Below are 16,874 nucleotides of genomic sequence, written 5' to 3'. Positions count from 1 at the left end.
CGTTTTCAGCCGTCGCCACCCGCGCGCGATAATCGAACGCGAAGCCGCGACATGAGGGAATGCTCGGACGTCCTAGCACCGGCCACCGGCCGTACGGGCGTGACCGCGGCCCGTCACGACAACCGGTGAAGGACATCAATCCATGACGACGCCCACGATCGAGCTCAAGCCCTCCGCCAACCCGCTCTCCGACACGGAGCGCCAGGCGATCCTGGCCAACCCCGGGTTCGGCCGCCACTTCACCGATCACATGGTGACGGTCAAGTGGACCGAGGGCCGTGGCTGGCACGACGGCCAGCTCGTTCCGTACGCCCCGCTCTCCCTCGACCCGGCCACCATGGTCCTGCACTACGCGCAGGAGATCTTCGAGGGGCTGAAGGCCTACCGGCGCCCCGACGGATCCGTCGCCACCTTCCGTCCGGAGAAGAACGCGCAGCGCTTCCAGGCCTCCTCGCGCCGGCTCGGGATGCCGGAGCTGCCGGTGGAGACGTTCATCGAGGCGTGCGACGCGCTGGTGCGGCAGGACCAGAACTGGGTCCCGGCGCACGGCGGCGAGGAGTCCCTCTACCTGCGCCCGTTCATGATCGCGACTGAGGTCGGCCTGGGCGTGAAGCCGGCCAACGAGTACCTCTTCATCGTCATCGCCTCCCCGGCCGGCGCCTACTTCCCCGGCGGCGTCAAGCCGGTCTCCATCTGGGTCTCCGAGGACCGCGTCCGCGCCGTCCCCGGCGGCATGGGCGACGCCAAGACCGGCGGCAACTACGCGGCCTCCCTGCTCGCGCAGGCCGAGGCGGCGGCCAAGGGGTGCGACCAGGTCTGCTACCTCGACGCGGTCGAGCACCGGTGGGTCGAGGAACTCGGCGGCATGAACCTGTACTTCGTCTACGGTGACAGGATCGTCACCCCGGCCCTCACCGGCTCGATCCTGGAGGGCGTCACCCGCGACTCCCTCCTCACCGTCGCCCGCGACCTCGGCTACGAGGCCGAGGAGGGCCGCGTCTCGGTCGAGCAGTGGCAGCGCGACTCGGAGAACGGCACCCTGACCGAGGTCTTCGCCTGCGGTACCGCGGCCGTGATCACCCCGGTCGGCACGGTGAAGCGGGCCGGTGCCCAGTGGCAGCAGAGCGGGGGCGAGCCGGGCGAGGTGACGCAGCGTCTGCGGGGCGCTCTGCTGGACATCCAGCGCGGTACCGCCGAGGACAAGCACGGGTGGATGCACCGGCTGGTGTGAGGCAGCCCGGCGCCGGGTCCAGCGTTGCCGGGGGCTCCTCGGGCTCCGCCCCGGACCCCTGGCCTATGCCCGCCCGCCCCCGGACCCCCGGCCTATGCCCGCCCGCCCCTCGACTCGGCCGGGCAGGAGGCGGGCTCGACCAGCGCCTTGCCGGGTGCCGTCGCCACGGCGGCACCCGGCGTGCACAGCAGGTACACCACCCCGCCCACCAGCCCCGACAGCAGGAAGCTGCAGTCCACCCCGCCGGTGAACGCCAGCAGGGGACCCTCGTACGACGGCAGGGACACCGCCAGCAGGCCGACGGCCGCGCCCACCGCCCAGGCCACCGTGGCCGGAAGGTTCCAGCCGGCCCGGTACCAGTAAGCGCCGCCGCGGGCCCGGCGGTTGAAGACCTGGAGCGCGTCGGCGTCGTACACCCCGCCGCAGCGGACGAAGCCGGTCATCGTGATGACCGCCCACGGCGTGCCGATCGCCGTCAGCAGCAGCACGAACGACGTCATCGCCGACTGCGCGTCCCAGGCGTAGTGCCCGGCGAAGACACAGGCCGTGGCGACGACGGCGACGGCGCAGGTGGCCCGGGCCCGGGAGGCGCGCGGCAGGATGGCGTCCAGGTCCAGGCCCATGGAGTAGAGCATCAGCCCCGCGTTGCCGACCGAGCCGGCGGAGGCGGCGAGCAGCAGCGGGACCAGGTACCAGTTGGGGGCGGCGTCGACCAGCGGCCCGGCGTAGTCCAGGGCGGCGCGGGCGGCGTACGACGTGAAGGTGCCGAAGAGCTGCGGCACCAGCAGGCCCAGCATCAGACCCAGCCACGTCGCGTGCAGCACCCGGCGTGAGGAGACGCGGGCCGGGGAGATGTACCGGGTGTAGTCGCCGAGCAGCGTGATGAACGCGACCGGCCCGGACAGCCCGGCGGCCACGGCCGCGAGCAGCCACGTCGGCCAGAACCCGCCCAGCAGATACCCGCCCGCCTCCGGCAGCGCGGCGGTCGTGAAGTCGGGGGCGTAGGCGATCACGCCCAGGACCAGCAGGGCGGTCATGCCGAAGGCCAGCACCCGGGACATGGCGAGCAGCACCCGGTAGCCGTGGACCGCGCCCGCGACGGTCGCCGCGGCGAGCAGCCCGTAGACCGCGGCGTACGAGGCCCCGCCCTGCGGCAGACCGAAGAGCCGGCCGAGCACGCCCATCATCACGTCGCCGCCGATCCACACGGTCAGCGCGGTGTAGCCGAGGGCGAGGAGCAGGCCGACCACCGAGCCGACCAGCCGTCCGCGCACGCCGAACTGGGCGCCGGACGACGTGGACAGGTTGGTGCCGGTGCGCAGGGAGACCAGCGCCAGTGGGGCCGTGAAGACGGTACCGGCGACCGTACCCGCCACCACCGAGCCGACCGACGCCCACCAGCCGAGGCCGAAGGACGGGGGCAGCCAGCCGAAGACGATCACTCCCAGGCAGAGGTTGGACCCCAGCAGGATCGAGACCAGGTCCCGTGGCCCGCTGGTGCGTTCCTCTTCGGGGATGGTGTCGACTCCGCGCTGTTCTATCGGCATGGCTGGTCTCCTTCGACGGCCGCCTGATGAGTTTTAGAGCGGCGTTCAATGTGACCTCCGTCCTGTTGGTCCGTCAATCCTTCCGTCGCATGAATCGCAGGTTTAGAGTGACGCTCTAATGTCATGTCGGCAAGGAGGTACCGCGTCGTGAGACTGACTCCCACGGAACGTGACCGGCTGCTGCTCTTCGGGGCGGCCGAGCTGGCCCGCGCCCGCCGCGCGCGGGGGCTCAGGCTGAACGTGCCGGAGGCGACCGCGCTGATCGCGGACACCGTGTGCGAGGCCGCCCGCGACGGTGCCCGCCTTGCGGAGGCGATCGAGCGCGCCCGGTCCGTGCTCGGCCCGGACGACGTGCTGCCCGGTGTCGCGGACGTGGTCACCGAGGTGCATGTGGAGGCCGTCTTCGACGACGGCTCCCGGCTCGCGGTGGTCTCCGGCCCCATCGGGGGCGGGGCACTCGGACCGGCGGGCCCGGGAGCCCTCCTGCCGGGCCCCGGCCACGCCGAACCCGAGGCCGCGGTGCACATCCCGGTCACCAACACCGCGACCGTGCCGGTCTCCGTGACCTCGCACTTCCACTTCTTCGAGGCCAACCCACGCCTGGACTTCGACCGCGAGCGGGCCTACGGCATGCGCCTCGCGGTCCCCGCCGGGTCCTCGGTCCGCTTCGGACCCGGTGAACGCGTCGAGGTCGGGCTCGTGCCGATCGGCGGCGCGCGTGTCGCCATCGGGTTCGCCGGGCTGGTCGACGGCCCGCTGGACGCGCCGGGCGCCAAAGAAGAGGCCCTGCGCAGGGCCGAAGCCTGCGGATATCTGGGAGCAGACCGATGAGCATCGACCCGTACGCGTACGCCGCCACCCACGGCCCCCGCGCCGGCGACCGCGTCCGCCTCGGCGACTCGGGGCTGGTGATCCGCGTCGAGTCCGACGCCCAGCGCTACGGCGACGAGTTCCTCGCCGGCTTCGGCAAGACCGCCCGCGACGGACTGCACCTCAAGGCCGCCGCCGTCCGTGAGACCTGCGACGTCGTCATCAGCAACGTCGTCGTGATCGACGCCGCGCAGGGGATCAGGAAGGTCTCCATCGGCATCCGCGAGGGCCGGATATGCGGGATCGGCCGGGCCGGGAACCCCGACACCCTCGACGGGGTCGACGTCGTGGTCGGCACGGGCACGTCCATCGTCTCCGGCGAGGGCCTCATCGCCACCGCCGGCGCCGTCGACACCCACGTCCACCTGCTCTCCCCGCGCATCATGGAGGCGTCGCTCGCGTCCGGCGTGACGACGATCATCGGGCAGGAGTTCGGCCCGGTGTGGGGCGTCGGCGTCAACTCGCCCTGGGCGCTGAAGCACGCGTTCGGGGCCTTCGACGCCTGGCCGGTCAACATCGGGTTCCTCGGCCGGGGTTCGTCCTCCCACGAGGCGCCCCTCGTCGAGGCGCTGGCCGAGGGCGGCGCGAGCGGCTTCAAGGTGCACGAGGACATGGGCGCCCACACCCGCGCCCTCGACACCGCCCTGCGCGTCGCCGAGGAGCACGACGTCCAGGTCGCCCTGCACAGCGACGGCCTGAACGAGTGCCTCTCCGTGGAGGACACCCTCCGCGTCCTGGAGGGCCGCACCATCCACGCCTTCCACATCGAGGGGTGCGGTGGCGGACACGTCCCCAACGTGCTGAAAATGGCCGGTGTCCCCAACGTCATCGGCTCCTCCACCAACCCCACCCTGCCCTTCGGCCGGGACGCGGTCGCCGAGCACTACGGCATGATCGTCTCCGTCCACGACCTGAAGACCGACCTGCCGGGCGACGCCGCCATGGCCCGCGACCGCATCCGCGCCGGAACCATGGGCGCCGAGGACGTGCTGCACGACCTGGGTGCGATCGGCATCACCTCCTCCGACGCGCAGGGCATGGGCCGGGCCGGCGAGACCGTGCGCCGCACCTTCGCCATGGCCGGGAAGATGAAGGCCGAGTTCGGCGCCCCCGACGACGACCACGACAACGAGCGCGTGCTGCGCTACATGGCGAAGCTGACCATCAACCCCGCCATCGCCCACGGCCTCTCCCACGAGGTCGGCTCCATCGAGGTCGGCAAGCTCGCCGACATCGTCCTGTGGCGCCCGGAGTACTTCGGTGCCAAGCCGCAGCTCGTCCTCAAGTCGGGCTTCCCGGCGTACGGCGTGGTCGGCGACCCGAACGCCGCCACCGACACCTGCGAACCCCTGGTGCTGGGCCCGCAGTTCGGCGCGCACGGCGCCACGCCCGCCGACATATCGGTGGCCTTCGTCGCGCAGGCCGCCCTCGACCGGGGCGGCGACACGATGCCGACCCGCCGCCGCCGGGTCGCGGTGCGCGGCACGCGCGGCATCGGCCCGGCCGACCTGCGCCTGAACTCCCGTACCGGCGCGGTCGACGTCGACCAGCGCACCGGCCTGGTCACCCTGGACGGCGACCCGCTGCGCTCCTCACCGGCCGAGTCCGTCTCCCTCAACCGCCTCTACTTCCTGTGAAGGTACCCACCGTGACCGCTGCCGCCGACGGCTTCCGCATGCCCCCCGAATGGGCCCCGCACGAGCGCACCTGGATGGCGTGGCCGGGCCCCAACCACACCTTCGAGAGCCCCGAGGACCTGGCCGCCGCGCGTATCGCCTGGGCATCGGTCGCCCGTGCCGTCCGCCGCTTCGAGCCGGTCACGGTGGTGTGCGGTCCGGGGCAGTCGGCCGAGGCGCGCGCCCTGCTGGGCGACGGCGTCGACACGGCCGAACGCGACCTGGACGACGCCTGGATGCGCGACATCGGCCCCACCTTCCTCACCGACGGCACCGAACTGGCCGCCGTCGACTGGAGCTTCAACGGCTGGGGCGCCCAGGAGTGGGCCCGCTGGGAGCACGACGCGAAGATCGGCGCGTACGTCGCCGACCTCGCCGGCGCCCGCACGTACACCTCCCCGCTGGTCAACGAGGGCGGCGGTGTCCACGTCGACGGCGAGGGCACCGTCCTGCTCACCGAGACCGTGCAACTCGGGCCCGAGCGCAACCCCGGCTGGACGAAGGAGCGGGTCGAGGCGGAGATCCACGCCCACCTCGGCACCCGCAAGGCGATATGGCTGCCGCGCGGCCTCACCGGCGACTACCCCCCGCACGGCTTCGGCACCCTCGGCCACGTCGACATCGTCGCCGCCTTCGCCGCACCCGGCGTGGTCGTCGCCCACCACCAGCCCGACCCGGCCCACCCCGACCACGAGGTGACCAAGGAGGCCATCGGCATCCTGCGCTCGGCCACCGACGCCCGGGGCCGCCGCCTGGAGGTCGTCGAGGTGCCCGCCCCGACCGTCCTGGAGACCGACGGCCACTGGGCGGACTACTCCTACATCAACCACTACCTCTGCAACGGCGGCGTCGTGCTCTGCGGCTTCGACGACCCGCGCGACGAGATCGCGGCCGGCATCTTCCGCCGGCTCCACCCGCAGCGCACGGTGACCCTGGTGGACGCGCGCACGATCTTCGCGGGCGGCGGCGGCATCCACTGCATCACGCAGCAGCAGCCGAAGACGGGCTGACGGCGGGGCGACGGCGGTGATCGGGTAGAACGTACGGGTGGATGTACTGCTCTGCACGGCCTGCGGACACCGACTGACCGAGCCGCTGCGTCTCCTGCCCGAGGTGCCGCCGCGCCCGGAGTACGACGGACTGGGGAACCCGGACGGCTCGCGGCACGCCCCGCCGGCCCTGCCGCCCGGCAGGTACGCGGTCGACCCCGAGCCGAGCGGGGCGCCGTACGTGCCGCACCCGGACCCGGAGGGGGAAGGGGCGACCCTGCCCGGCGTCTCGGTGGGGGAGTCGGACGGCCCCCGCACCATGGGCTCGCGGGGGCCGCGCGGCACCCTGGTGGTGAACCCGGAGGACGCCCGCGAGCAGCTGTCCGGCAACCCGGACGTCCAGGAGCCGGGGTGCTGCGGAGCGCTCGGCATGGAAGGGCCCAGCCAGGTGTGCGGCGGGTGCGGAGCGGCGGTGGCCACCTGGCACAGCGAGTGTCACGGGCCGTGGGAGATCCGCTTCCTCCCGGGCGCGGTCCGGGTGGCCTCCGCATGAGCACCCCCGGCGCCCGCCGCCGCAACACCGCCCCGCCGCGCGAGGACGTCCTCGCCGCCGCCATGGAGATGATCGCCGAGCGCGGCCTGGAGAAACTCACCATGGCGGCACTCGGCCGCGAGGTCGGCATGAGCAGCGGCCACCTCCTCTACTACTTCCACTCCAAGGACGAACTGCTGCTGCGCACCCTGGAGTGGAGCGAGGGCCGGCTCGGAGTCGAACGCGGCCGCCTGCTCACCCGGCCCGGACCGGCCCGCGACCGCCTCGACGCCTACGTCGACCTGTACGTCCCCGACGGGCACCGCGACCCGCACTGGACGCTGTGGCTGGAGGTCTGGAACCGCTCGCAGAACGCCGCCGGCGAGGCCCGCGACCGGCAGGCCGCCATCGAGGGCGCCTGGCACCGCGACCTGGTGGCGCTGCTCGCCGAGGGCGTCTCGCGCGGCGAGTTCCGCCCGGTCGACCCTGACCGCTTCGCCTCGCGGCTGCGGGCCCTCCTCGACGGCTTCGCCATCCACGTGGCGATCGGTCTGCGCGGGACGGACCGGGGGAGGGTTCTCGGCCATGTCCGGGAGTTCCTGGACGAGAGCCTGGCCGGGGGCGCCTGATCGCGCGCCCGGGCGGCGCGGCCCGCGGTGGAGCGCCCAGCACTGCGTTCGCATCCTGAGACGGTCCGTGAGTACGGGGCGGTCTGTGCCAGACTGCTCCCGTGCTCTCGTTCGCCATGATTATTGGCAGCAGGCGCGCCGGTCCGCAGTGACCACCGCGTACGACCAGGTACGGGTGGACACCGTCGTCCTCGACCCGCGCGCAGACCTCTCGCACCCGCGAGAGGTTTTTCGTTTTCCTGGCCCACCCCCAGCCGGGAAGAGAGCGTGCGGGATCATAGACGGACGGTGGAACCGGTCATTCCGGTAGACCGAGATCCCATACAGGAGTCTTCAGATCATGACCGCAACCAGCGAACTCGACGATTCGTTCCACGTCTTCGACACCACCCTGCGCGACGGCGCGCAGCGCGAGGGCATCAACCTCACGGTCGCGGACAAGCTGGCCATCGCACGGCACCTGGACGACTTCGGTGTGGGCTTCATCGAGGGCGGCTGGCCCGGCGCGAACCCGCGGGACACCGAGTTCTTCGCCCGCGCCCAGCAGGAGATCGACTTCAAGCACGCCCGGCTGGTCGCCTTCGGCTCCACCCGCCGCCCGGGCGCCACCGCGGCCGAGGACCACCAGGTCAAGGCGCTCCTGGAGTCCGGCGCCCAGGTAATCACCCTGGTCGCCAAGTCCCACGACCGGCACGTCGAACTCGCCCTGCGCACCACGCTCGACGAGAACCTGGCGATGGTGCGGGACACCGTCTCCCACCTCGTCGCACAGGGCCGCCGGGTCTTCGTCGACTGCGAGCACTTCTTCGACGGCTACCGCGCCAACCCCGAGTACGCGAAGGCCGTCGTCCGCGCCGCCTCGGAAGCGGGCGCGGACGTGGTCATCCTGTGCGACACCAACGGCGGCATGCTCCCGGCGCAGATCCAGGCCGTGGTCGGCACCGTACTGGCCGACACCGGTGCCCGGCTCGGCATCCACGCCCAGGACGACACCGGCTGCGCCGTCGCCAACACCCTCGCCGCGGTCGACGCGGGCGCGACCCACGTCCAGTGCACGGCCAACGGCTACGGCGAGCGCGTCGGCAACGCCAACCTGTTCCCGGTCGTGGCCGCGCTGGAGCTGAAGTACGGCAAGCAGGTCCTGCCCGAGGGACGGCTGCGCGAGATGACCCGCATCTCCCACGCCATCGCCGAGGTCGTCAACCTCACCCCCTCCACCCACCAGCCCTACGTCGGCGTCTCCGCCTTCGCGCACAAGGCCGGCCTGCACGCCTCCGCGATCAAGGTCGACCCCGACCTGTACCAGCACATCGACCCCGAGCTGGTCGGCAACACCATGCGGATGCTGGTCTCCGACATGGCAGGCCGCGCCTCCATCGAGCTCAAGGGCAGGGAACTCGGCATCGACCTCGGCGGCGACCGTGAGCTGGTCGGCCGGGTGGTCGAGCGGGTGAAGGAACGCGAGCTGTCGGGCTACACCTACGAGGCCGCCGACGCGAGTTTCGAGCTCCTGCTGCGCGCCGAGGTCGAGGGCGGCCCCCTCAAGTACTTCGACGTCGAGTCCTGGCGCTCGATCGCCGAGGACCGCCCCGACGGCACCCACGCCAACGAGGCCACGGTCAAGCTCTGGGCCAAGGGCGAGCGCATCGTCGCCACCGCCGAGGGCAACGGCCCGGTCAACGCCCTGGACCGCGCCCTGCGGGTCGCCCTGGAGAAGATCTACCCGGAGCTGGCCAAGCTCGACCTGGTCGACTACAAGGTCCGCATCCTGGAGGGCGTGCACGGCACCCAGTCCACGACCAGGGTCCTCATCTCCACGAGCGACGGGACGGGGGAGTGGTCCACGGTGGGCGTCGCGGAGAACGTCATCGCCGCCTCCTGGCAGGCCCTGGAGGACGCGTACACGTACGGGCTGCTGCGGGCGGGGGTCGCGCCCGCGGGATGAGCGCAGGTTTTCCGGGCCCGTACTGATGTCTTATTGAGGTCGATTCGGGTACTTTCGAACGTATGAAGGACGCACGTGTTCGAGTCCTCATACGGCTCCTGGTCGCGCCGGTCATCGCCGCGCTGGCGGTGCTGATGGCCGGTGCGCCCGGCGCGCAGGCGGCCACCGACGTCTCCGAGATCGGCGCGGCCCTGCGCGAGAGTCCGGTGTACGTGGACCCGGCCGCCTCCGACCTGCTGTCGTCGTCGGACGCGGAGGCGCTGGCCGACAAGATCGAGGACGCGAACGAACCCGTCTTCGTGGCGGTCCTCCCCGCCGGTTACCCGACCGAGAACCTCTTCCAGAACCTCCGCACCGAGACCGGCATCACCGGTCTGTACGGCGTCCGGCTCGGCGACGAGTTCGACGCGCGCGCCGACAGCAGGGTGCTGAGCCGCCAGGGCGTGGACAACCTGGTCACGGCCGCGCAGGGCGCGGGCGACCCCAAGGCCCAGCTGAACGACTTCGTGGACGACGCGCTGCGCAGCGTGCGCGGCTCCGCACCCTCGTCCTGGGACTCCGGCGGCGCCTCGGTGCCGACCGGCGCGCTGATCACGGCCGGCGCGGTCGTGGCCGTCGGCGGCGCGAGCGTCTACGCGCTCTCCCGGCGCAACCGGCACCGCCGCGAGGAGGAGCAGCGGGCGGCACTGGAACGGCTGCGGGTGGTGGTCGACGAGGACATCACGGCGTTCGGCGAGGAACTGGACCGCCTGGACTTCCACCCCGCGGAACCGCGCGCCGACGACGCGATGCGCACGGACTACGAACGCGCCCTGGACGCCTACGAGCAGGCCAAGACGTTCATGGCGGACGCCCGTAAACCGGAGGACGTCCGGGCCGTGACCCAGGCCCTGGAGGACGGCCGCTTCTCCCTCGCGGCCCTCGCCGCCCGCCGCGAGGGCAGGCAGCTGCCCGAACGCCGCCCGCCCTGCTTCTTCGACCCGCGCCACGGCCCGTCGGTCGCCGACGTCACCTGGACCCCGCAGGGCGGCGCCACCCGCCAGGTCCCGGTCTGCGCCGCCGACCGGACCCGCCTCTCCGACGGCCGGGACCCGATGATCCGCGAGGTGGACACCGAGTACGGCCGCCGCCCCTACTGGGACGCGGGCCCGGCCTACGGCCCCTGGGCGGGCGGCTACTTCGGCGGCGGCATCCTGCCCGGCCTGCTGGTCGGCACCATGCTGGGCAGCATGATGGCCGGCCCCGCCTACGGAGCCGGTTACGGTTCCGGCTACGGCGACTTCGGCGGCTACGAGGGCGGCGACGTCTCCGGCGCGGACTTCGACCCCGGCGACTTCGGGGGCGGTTTCGGCGGCGGCGACTTCGGCGGGGGCGGCGGGTTCGGCGGCGGAGGCGACTTCGGCGGAGGCTTCTGACGGGGCGGTCCCGACGGTGCCCGCCGGCGGACGGGGTGGTCCCGACGGTGCCCGCCGGCGGACGGGGTGGTCCCGACGGTGCCAGCCGGGGTGGTCCCGACGGTGCTCGTCGGCGGACGGGGTGGTCCCGACGGTGCCAGCCGACGGACGGGCGGTCGACGTTGTCCGCCGACGGACGGGGCACCGTCGGTCAGACCATCGTCGGTGGGGTCGTCGGGGAGGACCGTTCCGACCGTTCCGACCGCGACGACCGCGCAGCCGACGCCGCGACGGCGAGAGCAAGGGCGGAGGCGACCAGCCCCGCGCTGACCCACACCGGCGACCGGTACCCGAACCCCGCGCCGATCGCCGCGCCCCCGGCCCACGGACCCAACGCCGCCCCCACGTTGAACGCGGCCGTCGCGAAGCCCCCGGCCAGCGTGGGCGCACCCGGTGCCGCGTACAGCACCTGCGAGATGAGCGTGGAGCCGACCCCGAAGGACAGGGCGCCCAGCAGGAACACGAGCCCGAGGACCGGAACCGGGTCACCGGCGCCGAGCGCGAGCACGCACCACCCCGCGCACAGCGCGGCACTGCCCGCCGTCACCACCAGCACCGGACGACGGTCGGCGAACCGCCCGCCCGCGCTCACCCCGGCGAACGCCCCCGCCCCGAAGAGCGCCAGCACGCCGGGCACCCACGCGTCGTCGAGCCCGCCGACCTCGGTGGCCAGCGGCGCGAGATACGTGAACGTACAGAAGGTGGCCCCGTTCACCAGGGCTCCCAGCAGCAGCGTGACCAGGAGGCGCGGGCTGCGCAGCGCACGCACCTCGCCCCGCAGCGGGGGAGGAGCGACACCGGCGGCCCCGGCCGGAACCGACCGGGCGACCGCCACCACGGCGGGCACCGACAGCAGCGCCACCGCCCAGAACGCCGACCGCCAGCCCCACAGCTGCCCGAGCAGCGCCCCGGCGGGCACCCCGACCACGCAGGCCAGCGTGACTCCGGCGAGCAGCGTGGACGTGGCCCGCCCCTTGGCCTCAGGCCCGACCATGCCCGTGGCGGCCACCAGGGCGACGGCCAGGAACCCGGCGTCGGCCAGTGCCCCGACCACCCGCGTGGCCAGCAGCACTCCGAAACTGTCGGTGACGGCACCGACGACATGGACGGCGAGGAAGACGACCAGGAAGCCCAGCAGGGCTCCCCGTCGTGACCAGCGCCGGCCGAGCGCCGCCATCAGCGGCGCCCCGACGACCATGCCGACCGCGAAGGCGGAGGTCAGCGCCCCCGCCGCCGGCACGGTTACCTGTAGATCATTGGCGATGTCCGGCACCAGCCCGGACAGCATGAACTCGGACGTTCCCTGGGCGAACACGGCAAGGCCCAGCAGAAGAAGAGCGAACGGCATGAAGAAAACTCCGCACCCGGAAGTCGACGTCGAACACGACACTGCGGACGGTCTTCCGGCGGGCGGCGGTGGAGACAGCGGCGACTACGGGTACGCGCGCGGCGCGTCCCTCAGCCCGGCATCACGAACGGCCACCGGAGGACCGGTGGCCGGAGTCTGGACGCTTCGGGGCTGTTCACGTCGGGCAGATTAGCGCCTTTCGGCACCGGACACGACCGAATATTCGGCGGTGGACCGGGTGGACCGGGTGGACCGGGTGACCCGGGTCCGCGACCCGCCGCCACCCTCCTCCCCGCCCCCGCGCCGGACGACGACGACCGCCGCGAGACCGACGGCCAGGCCGAGCGCCGTCTGCACGCCGAAGGGTTCACCGAACATCAGCGCGCCCCACACGGCCGTGACCGGGGCCATGAGGAACATGAGCGTGTTGACCTCGGTGATTCCTGACCGTCGCAGAATCAGCCAGTACAGCCCGTAGCCGCCGAAAGTGGGCAGCACCACGAGCCAGGCGGTCGCCACCCAGAACGAGGAGTCGGCGGGCGGGGTGGCGGCCCCGAAGCCGACCGCCATGCCGGAGAAGAGGACGGCGCTGGTCACGCAGTGGATCGTGAGCGCGACCCTGGGCCGGACCGGCGCGCGCGAGCGGCCCTCCAGGAAGGTGGCCGCCACCAGCGACAGCATGCCGAGGAAGGGCACGAAGTACGCCCACCAGGCCACGTCCGCTCCCGCCGCAGCGGCGTCGGCGAACGTGACCGTGGCGACGCCGGCCAGCCCCAGCCACAGTCCGAGCCACTGCCGGCGCGAGACGTACTGCCGCAGCAGGGGGCCGGCGAGCGCGCCGGCGACGAGCGGCTGGACGCCGTCGATCAGTGCGGTGGTGCCGCTGGAGACGCCGAACTGGATGGCGTAGTAGACGCTGAGCAGATAGCCGCTCTGCGACAGCGCGCCGATGGCGATCTGCCGGCCGGCGTCCCGGAGTTCCAGGCCCCGCCACGCCGCGCGGGAGAAGGCCGCGACGGCGACGAGGACCACGGCGAGCGGCAGGAAGCGCCACATCAGGAGCGTGGTCGCGTCCGCCGTCCCGGCGCCGAGCTTGGCGCCGATGAAGCCGGAGCTCCAGCACAGTACGAAGGCGACCGAGAGCAGGGATTTCACGTCGACCACATCCGGAATCCAGTAGACAGATCGGTTTACTCACTTCCGGATGCCCAATATACAGATCGGTATACTCGTGAGCATGGAGCCTGTGGAGAAGCGGGAGAAGCTGGAGAAACCGCACCGCGTCCGCATGACGCCCGGTGCGCGACGCGTCCTGGTGGCCGCCGAGCGGCTGTTCTACGAGCACGGCATCCATGCCGTGGGCGTGGACCTCATCGCCGCCGAGGCCGGGGTGACCAAGAAGACGCTGTACGACCGGTTCGGCTCGAAGGAGCAGATCGTCGTGGAGTACCTGGCCGGGCGCGACGAGCGCTGGCGGGAGCTTCTGGCCGGCCGTCTGGAGGCGGCCTCCGGGCAGCCGCCGGCCGCCCGGGTACTGGCCGTCTTCGAGGCCTCGCGCGCGTGGGCGGCGGAGTACGGGGCCAAGGGGTGCAGCATGATCAACGCCCACGCGGAGATCAGTGATCCGGCCCACCCGGTGTACCCGGTCATCGCCGGGCAGAAGCGGTGGATGCTCGACCTGTTCACCCGCCTCGCCCGGGAGACCGGCGCGGCCGGCGCGGCCGGAGCGGACCGGCTGGCGCGCTCGCTGATGCTGCTGCACGAGGGCGCGCTGGTCACGCATGGGCTGGGCGTCTTCCCCGACCCCTTCGGCCAGGCTCTCGACCAGGCGCGGGACCTGCTGGGAAACGGGGCGGCGGCCGGGCGGGACACACCGCCACGGTGAGCCCGTGCCGTACAGTGCCGCGCTCCTCGTCAACGACATACAGAACGCCATGGTCGCCATCGCGCACCGGGCCGCCGAGACGGTCGCCGTGACCGCGGGGCTGAGTGAGCGGGCCGGGCGGCCGGCGTGGTGGTGGTGACGGTCCGGCACCGGGGCGATGAGGTGGTGCCCGGCACCGAAGGGTGGCGGGTCGTGCCGGAGCCGGCGCCGCGGGAGGGGGCGCCGGTCATCGGCAGGACGCCCCCGGACGGTTTCCTGGCCACCGACCTCGACGAGACCCTCAAGGCGCCGGGTGTCACCGAGATGATCGTGACCGGGGTCGCCACGGAGGTCTGCGTGGACACCACGGCACGGCAGGCGCTGAGCCGGGGATACGACCTGGTCCTCGTGGCCCGGCGGGCACATCACGTCGCGGCGGAGCGCGGCGGACGCCGACGAGCTGGTTCCCGCGGACCGTTCGATCGCGCAGTACGACACGGTCTACCGGACGATCGGCCGGCCCGGTCGGCGTATCCGGGTCCGGGCCGCCGTCGATGTGGACTTCACCGCCCCCGAGGGGGCGCGGGGCGTCATGCCTGCTTGATCGCCGAGATGTCGAAGTTCAGCTTGATCTTGTCGGAGACGAGGAAGCCGCCGGTCTCCAGGGCCGCGTTCCAGGTGAGGCCCCACTCCGAGCGCTTGATCTCCGCCTTGCCCTCGAAACCGACGCGCTCGTTGCCGAACGGGTCCTTGGCGGCGCCGTTGAACTCCAGGTCGATGGTGAGCGGCTTGGTGGTGCCGAGAATCGTGAGGTCGCCGGTCACGCGGTACTCGTCGCCGCCCAGGGCCTCCGCCCCGGTGGAGCGGAAGGTCATCTTCGGGAACTCGTCCGTCTTGAAGAAGTCCGAGCTCTTGAGGTGGCCGTCGCGGTCGGCGGACCCGGTGTCCACGCTGTCCATCGCGATGTCGAGGGACGCGCTGGAGCGGGTCGGGTCGGCGCCGTCCAGGTGCAGGGCGCCGCTGAAGTCGAGGAACTTGCCCTTGACGTTGGTGACCATGGCGTGGCGTGCCGTGAAGCCGATCGTGGTGTGCGCGGGGTCGATCGTGTACGCGCCGGTCAGGGTGGTGAGGTCGGGGGTGGTGGTCATGGCGTCCTCCGGAAGGGGTCGAGTCGTGAAGTTGAATGTTCAACCAATTCAACGGTCATGACTGTAGACCTATTCCGTTCACGCTTCAACAGTTATCCGCGGGGTGGCCGCGATGCCTGCGGTGCCGGCCGCGTGTGGACGTACAGCTGCCGCCGGTCGCCGACGTCGACGGGCTTGGGCAGCGGGAGTTCGTAGCGCACGGGCATGCTGTGGTCCGCGAACTGCCGGCGCGGGTTGTAGACCTGGTTGAACTTCCACAGCATGCGGGCGAAGTTCGTCTGCCCGCGCAGCAGGTTCCGGCCGAGGATCCGGGCCGCGCCGAACGCCGTCCGCAGGCCCAGGTGCTTGCGGTTGATCACGGCCTGGGTGCGCACCAGTTCCTCGTAGAACCGGTCCAGCGGCAGTGTGGTCGGCACCACGGCGTGCTGGATGTCGAAGAGGCGGTAGTCCCGGGTGGTGAGGCGGCGGGACTCGGTGTGCCAGATCTCCGTCCCCGGGTACGGCGTCATCACCGTGAAGTGCACGATCTCCGGCACCGACAGCGCGAACTCCCGTACCACCCGGAAGCGCTCCTCGTCCCAGGCCGGGTCGACGATGAGGTTGATGGCGACCTGGATGCCCAGGCGCCGGGCCGTCTCCAGCGCCCGGAAGTTCTCGTCCGGGCTGATCCGCTTGCGGAACAGGTCCAGGCCCTCGGCGTCGATGGCCTCCATGCCCAGGAACATGTAGCGCAGGCCGAGCCTCGCCCACCGCTCGAAGACCTCGGGGTGGCGCAGCAGCACGTCACTTCGGGTCTCCAGGTAGTACTGCTTGCGGATGCCGCGCCGTTCCACCTCGTCGGCGATCGCGTTGCCGTGCTCGGGCCGGATGAAGGCCACGTCGTCCACGATGAAGACGTTGGGCTCGCGGACCCTCGCCAGGTCCTCGGCCGCGGCCTCGGGGGAGGCCTTGCGGTAGCTGCGGCCGTAGAACGTCCAGGCCGAGCAGAACGAGCAGTCCCAGGGACAGCCGCGGGTGAACTCGATGGAGGCGCACGGGTCCAGCTCGCCGATGAAGTAGCGGCGCCGGTTGCGCATCAGGTCGCGGGCCGGCAGGGGGGAGTCGATGCCGTGCATCATCAGCGGCGCGGGCCCCCTCCCGGCCGCGGTGACGATACCGGGAACGCCCTCCACCCCGCCGTCGCGCACCGCCTCCAGCAGCGGCGCGATCACCGGTTCGCCCTCGCCCCGGACCACCGCGTCCACCGCGCCGGCCGCCTGTTCCAGCACGTCCCCGGCGACGAAGGAGACGCTGTGCCCGCCGAAGAAGACGAAGCAGCCGGGGACCTCCCGCTTCACCTTCGCCGCCAGGTCGATCGCCTCGGGGATGTTCGCCAGGTAGTTCAGCGAGACGCCGAGGGCCTCCGGCCGGAACGACCGCACCTCGTCCCGCAGGGTCGCCAGGTCCATCACCTGGAGGTCCACGACCCGGACCTCGTGCCCCGCCACTCGGGCCGCGCCCGCCACGCGTTCGAGCCCCAGGGGCTCCAGGCGCAGGAAGATCTCGGAGTACAGCAGGGCGCTGGGATGGACGAGCAGCAGGCGCATGGTCACCTCGTCGCGGATCGGAACGCACCGGCACGGAGGCGAACCGGAACGGCGG

Annotated in this window: 15 protein-coding genes and 1 pseudogene; 11 read left to right on the top strand and 5 right to left on the bottom strand. The window is 72.3% G+C overall.

Annotation, left to right across the window (positions count from 1 at the left end; all coding sequences use genetic code 11):
* The first annotated feature begins 142 nt into the window (after positions 1-142).
* Positions 143-1,231, top strand: coding sequence for a branched-chain amino acid aminotransferase (locus ACIQ1J_RS30245; protein WP_403561774.1), 1,089 nt, complete (start codon positions 143-145; stop codon positions 1,229-1,231).
* 92 nt (positions 1,232-1,323) lie between these two features.
* Here the strand turns inward: ACIQ1J_RS30245 and ACIQ1J_RS30240 are convergent, their stop codons facing one another.
* Positions 1,324-2,778, bottom strand: a complete 1,455-nt coding sequence (locus ACIQ1J_RS30240) for a cytosine permease (RefSeq protein ID WP_403561772.1) — start codon at positions 2,776-2,778, stop codon at positions 1,324-1,326.
* 147 nt (positions 2,779-2,925) lie between these two features.
* On the opposite strand from ACIQ1J_RS30240, the gene ureA reads away from it, so the two are divergent.
* From ureA to ACIQ1J_RS30205, 7 genes are all read left to right on the top strand, one after another.
* Positions 2,926-3,609 carry an urease subunit gamma gene (gene ureA / locus ACIQ1J_RS30235; RefSeq protein WP_403561770.1) on the top strand — a complete coding sequence of 228 codons (684 nt, stop codon included), beginning with the start codon at positions 2,926-2,928 and terminating at the stop codon, positions 3,607-3,609.
* Positions 3,606-5,285, top strand: a complete 1,680-nt coding sequence (locus tag ACIQ1J_RS30230; RefSeq protein ID WP_403561768.1) for an urease subunit alpha — start codon at positions 3,606-3,608, stop codon at positions 5,283-5,285. Before ureA ends, ACIQ1J_RS30230 begins: the two co-directional genes overlap by 4 nt.
* Before the next feature lie 11 nt (positions 5,286-5,296).
* Positions 5,297-6,334: an agmatine/peptidylarginine deiminase gene (locus ACIQ1J_RS30225; RefSeq protein WP_403561766.1), complete on the top strand. Its 1,038-nt coding sequence runs from the start codon at positions 5,297-5,299 to the stop codon at positions 6,332-6,334.
* Between the two features lie 37 nt (positions 6,335-6,371).
* Positions 6,372-6,866, top strand: a complete 495-nt coding sequence (locus tag ACIQ1J_RS30220) for a hypothetical protein (protein WP_403561764.1) — start codon at positions 6,372-6,374, stop codon at positions 6,864-6,866.
* Positions 6,863-7,474: a TetR/AcrR family transcriptional regulator gene (locus tag ACIQ1J_RS30215; RefSeq protein ID WP_403561762.1), complete on the top strand. Its 612-nt coding sequence runs from the start codon at positions 6,863-6,865 to the stop codon at positions 7,472-7,474. Before ACIQ1J_RS30220 ends, ACIQ1J_RS30215 begins: the two co-directional genes overlap by 4 nt.
* Before the next feature lie 340 nt (positions 7,475-7,814).
* Positions 7,815-9,419, top strand: coding sequence for a citramalate synthase (gene cimA / locus ACIQ1J_RS30210; protein WP_403561760.1), 1,605 nt, complete (start codon positions 7,815-7,817; stop codon positions 9,417-9,419).
* Positions 9,420-9,481: 62 nt separating this feature from the next.
* On the top strand, positions 9,482-10,834 hold the full coding sequence (locus ACIQ1J_RS30205; RefSeq protein WP_403561758.1) for a hypothetical protein: 1,353 nt from the start codon (positions 9,482-9,484) through the stop codon (positions 10,832-10,834).
* A 190-nt stretch (positions 10,835-11,024) separates the two neighbouring features.
* On the opposite strand, the gene ACIQ1J_RS30200 is transcribed toward ACIQ1J_RS30205, so the two are convergent.
* On the bottom strand, positions 11,025-12,221 hold the full coding sequence (locus tag ACIQ1J_RS30200) for a Cmx/CmrA family chloramphenicol efflux MFS transporter (protein ID WP_403561756.1): 1,197 nt from the start codon (positions 12,219-12,221) through the stop codon (positions 11,025-11,027).
* 189 nt (positions 12,222-12,410) lie between these two features.
* On the bottom strand, positions 12,411-13,376 hold the full coding sequence (locus tag ACIQ1J_RS30195; protein WP_403561929.1) for a DMT family transporter: 966 nt from the start codon (positions 13,374-13,376) through the stop codon (positions 12,411-12,413).
* An 82-nt stretch (positions 13,377-13,458) separates the two neighbouring features.
* Between ACIQ1J_RS30195 and ACIQ1J_RS30190 the strand changes: the two genes are divergently transcribed.
* The 3 genes and pseudogenes from ACIQ1J_RS30190 to ACIQ1J_RS30180 all read left to right on the top strand — a co-directional run.
* On the top strand, positions 13,459-14,106 hold the full coding sequence (locus tag ACIQ1J_RS30190) for a TetR/AcrR family transcriptional regulator (RefSeq protein WP_403561754.1): 648 nt from the start codon (positions 13,459-13,461) through the stop codon (positions 14,104-14,106).
* 4 nt (positions 14,107-14,110) lie between these two features.
* Positions 14,111-14,245, top strand: a complete 135-nt coding sequence (locus ACIQ1J_RS30185; RefSeq protein WP_403561752.1) for a hypothetical protein — start codon at positions 14,111-14,113, stop codon at positions 14,243-14,245.
* Positions 14,233-14,439, top strand: a pseudogene (locus ACIQ1J_RS30180) (isochorismatase family protein); the annotation flags it as partial. The gene ACIQ1J_RS30185 and the pseudogene ACIQ1J_RS30180, both read left to right, overlap by 13 nt.
* A 236-nt stretch (positions 14,440-14,675) precedes the next feature.
* Here the strand turns inward: ACIQ1J_RS30180 and ACIQ1J_RS30175 are convergent.
* Together ACIQ1J_RS30175 and hpnR are read right to left on the bottom strand one after the other, a co-directional pair.
* On the bottom strand, positions 14,676-15,233 hold the full coding sequence (locus ACIQ1J_RS30175) for a YceI family protein (protein ID WP_210960385.1): 558 nt from the start codon (positions 15,231-15,233) through the stop codon (positions 14,676-14,678).
* A 92-nt stretch (positions 15,234-15,325) separates the two neighbouring features.
* Positions 15,326-16,819: a hopanoid C-3 methylase HpnR gene (gene hpnR, locus ACIQ1J_RS30170; protein ID WP_403561750.1), complete on the bottom strand. Its 1,494-nt coding sequence runs from the start codon at positions 16,817-16,819 to the stop codon at positions 15,326-15,328.
* Between the last annotated feature and the right edge of the window lie 55 nt (positions 16,820-16,874).

The sequence above is a fragment of the Streptomyces sp. NPDC097107 genome, assembly GCF_044762405.1.
In the GTDB taxonomy this organism is placed as follows: Bacteria; Actinomycetota; Actinomycetes; order Streptomycetales; family Streptomycetaceae; genus Streptomyces; species Streptomyces thinghirensis.
This window is presented reverse-complemented; position numbering and strand designations above follow the sequence as displayed.

Excerpts from the sequence above, each read along its gene's own strand:
- ACIQ1J_RS30245 (WP_403561774.1), top strand. The coding sequence starts at position 143 with ATGACGACGCCCACGATCGAGCTCAAGCCCTCCGCCAACCCGCTCTCC.
- ACIQ1J_RS30240 (WP_403561772.1), bottom strand. The coding sequence starts at position 2,778 with ATGCCGATAGAACAGCGCGGAGTCGACACCATCCCCGAAGAGGAACGC.
- ACIQ1J_RS30230 (WP_403561768.1), top strand. The coding sequence starts at position 3,606 with ATGAGCATCGACCCGTACGCGTACGCCGCCACCCACGGCCCCCGCGCC.
- ACIQ1J_RS30215 (WP_403561762.1), top strand. The coding sequence starts at position 6,863 with ATGAGCACCCCCGGCGCCCGCCGCCGCAACACCGCCCCGCCGCGCGAG.
- cimA (WP_403561760.1), top strand. The coding sequence starts at position 7,815 with ATGACCGCAACCAGCGAACTCGACGATTCGTTCCACGTCTTCGACACC.
- ACIQ1J_RS30205 (WP_403561758.1), top strand. The coding sequence starts at position 9,482 with ATGAAGGACGCACGTGTTCGAGTCCTCATACGGCTCCTGGTCGCGCCG.
- ACIQ1J_RS30200 (WP_403561756.1), bottom strand. The coding sequence starts at position 12,221 with ATGCCGTTCGCTCTTCTTCTGCTGGGCCTTGCCGTGTTCGCCCAGGGA.
- ACIQ1J_RS30190 (WP_403561754.1), top strand. The coding sequence starts at position 13,459 with ATGGAGCCTGTGGAGAAGCGGGAGAAGCTGGAGAAACCGCACCGCGTC.
- ACIQ1J_RS30175 (WP_210960385.1), bottom strand. The coding sequence starts at position 15,233 with ATGACCACCACCCCCGACCTCACCACCCTGACCGGCGCGTACACGATC.
- hpnR (WP_403561750.1), bottom strand. The coding sequence starts at position 16,819 with ATGCGCCTGCTGCTCGTCCATCCCAGCGCCCTGCTGTACTCCGAGATC.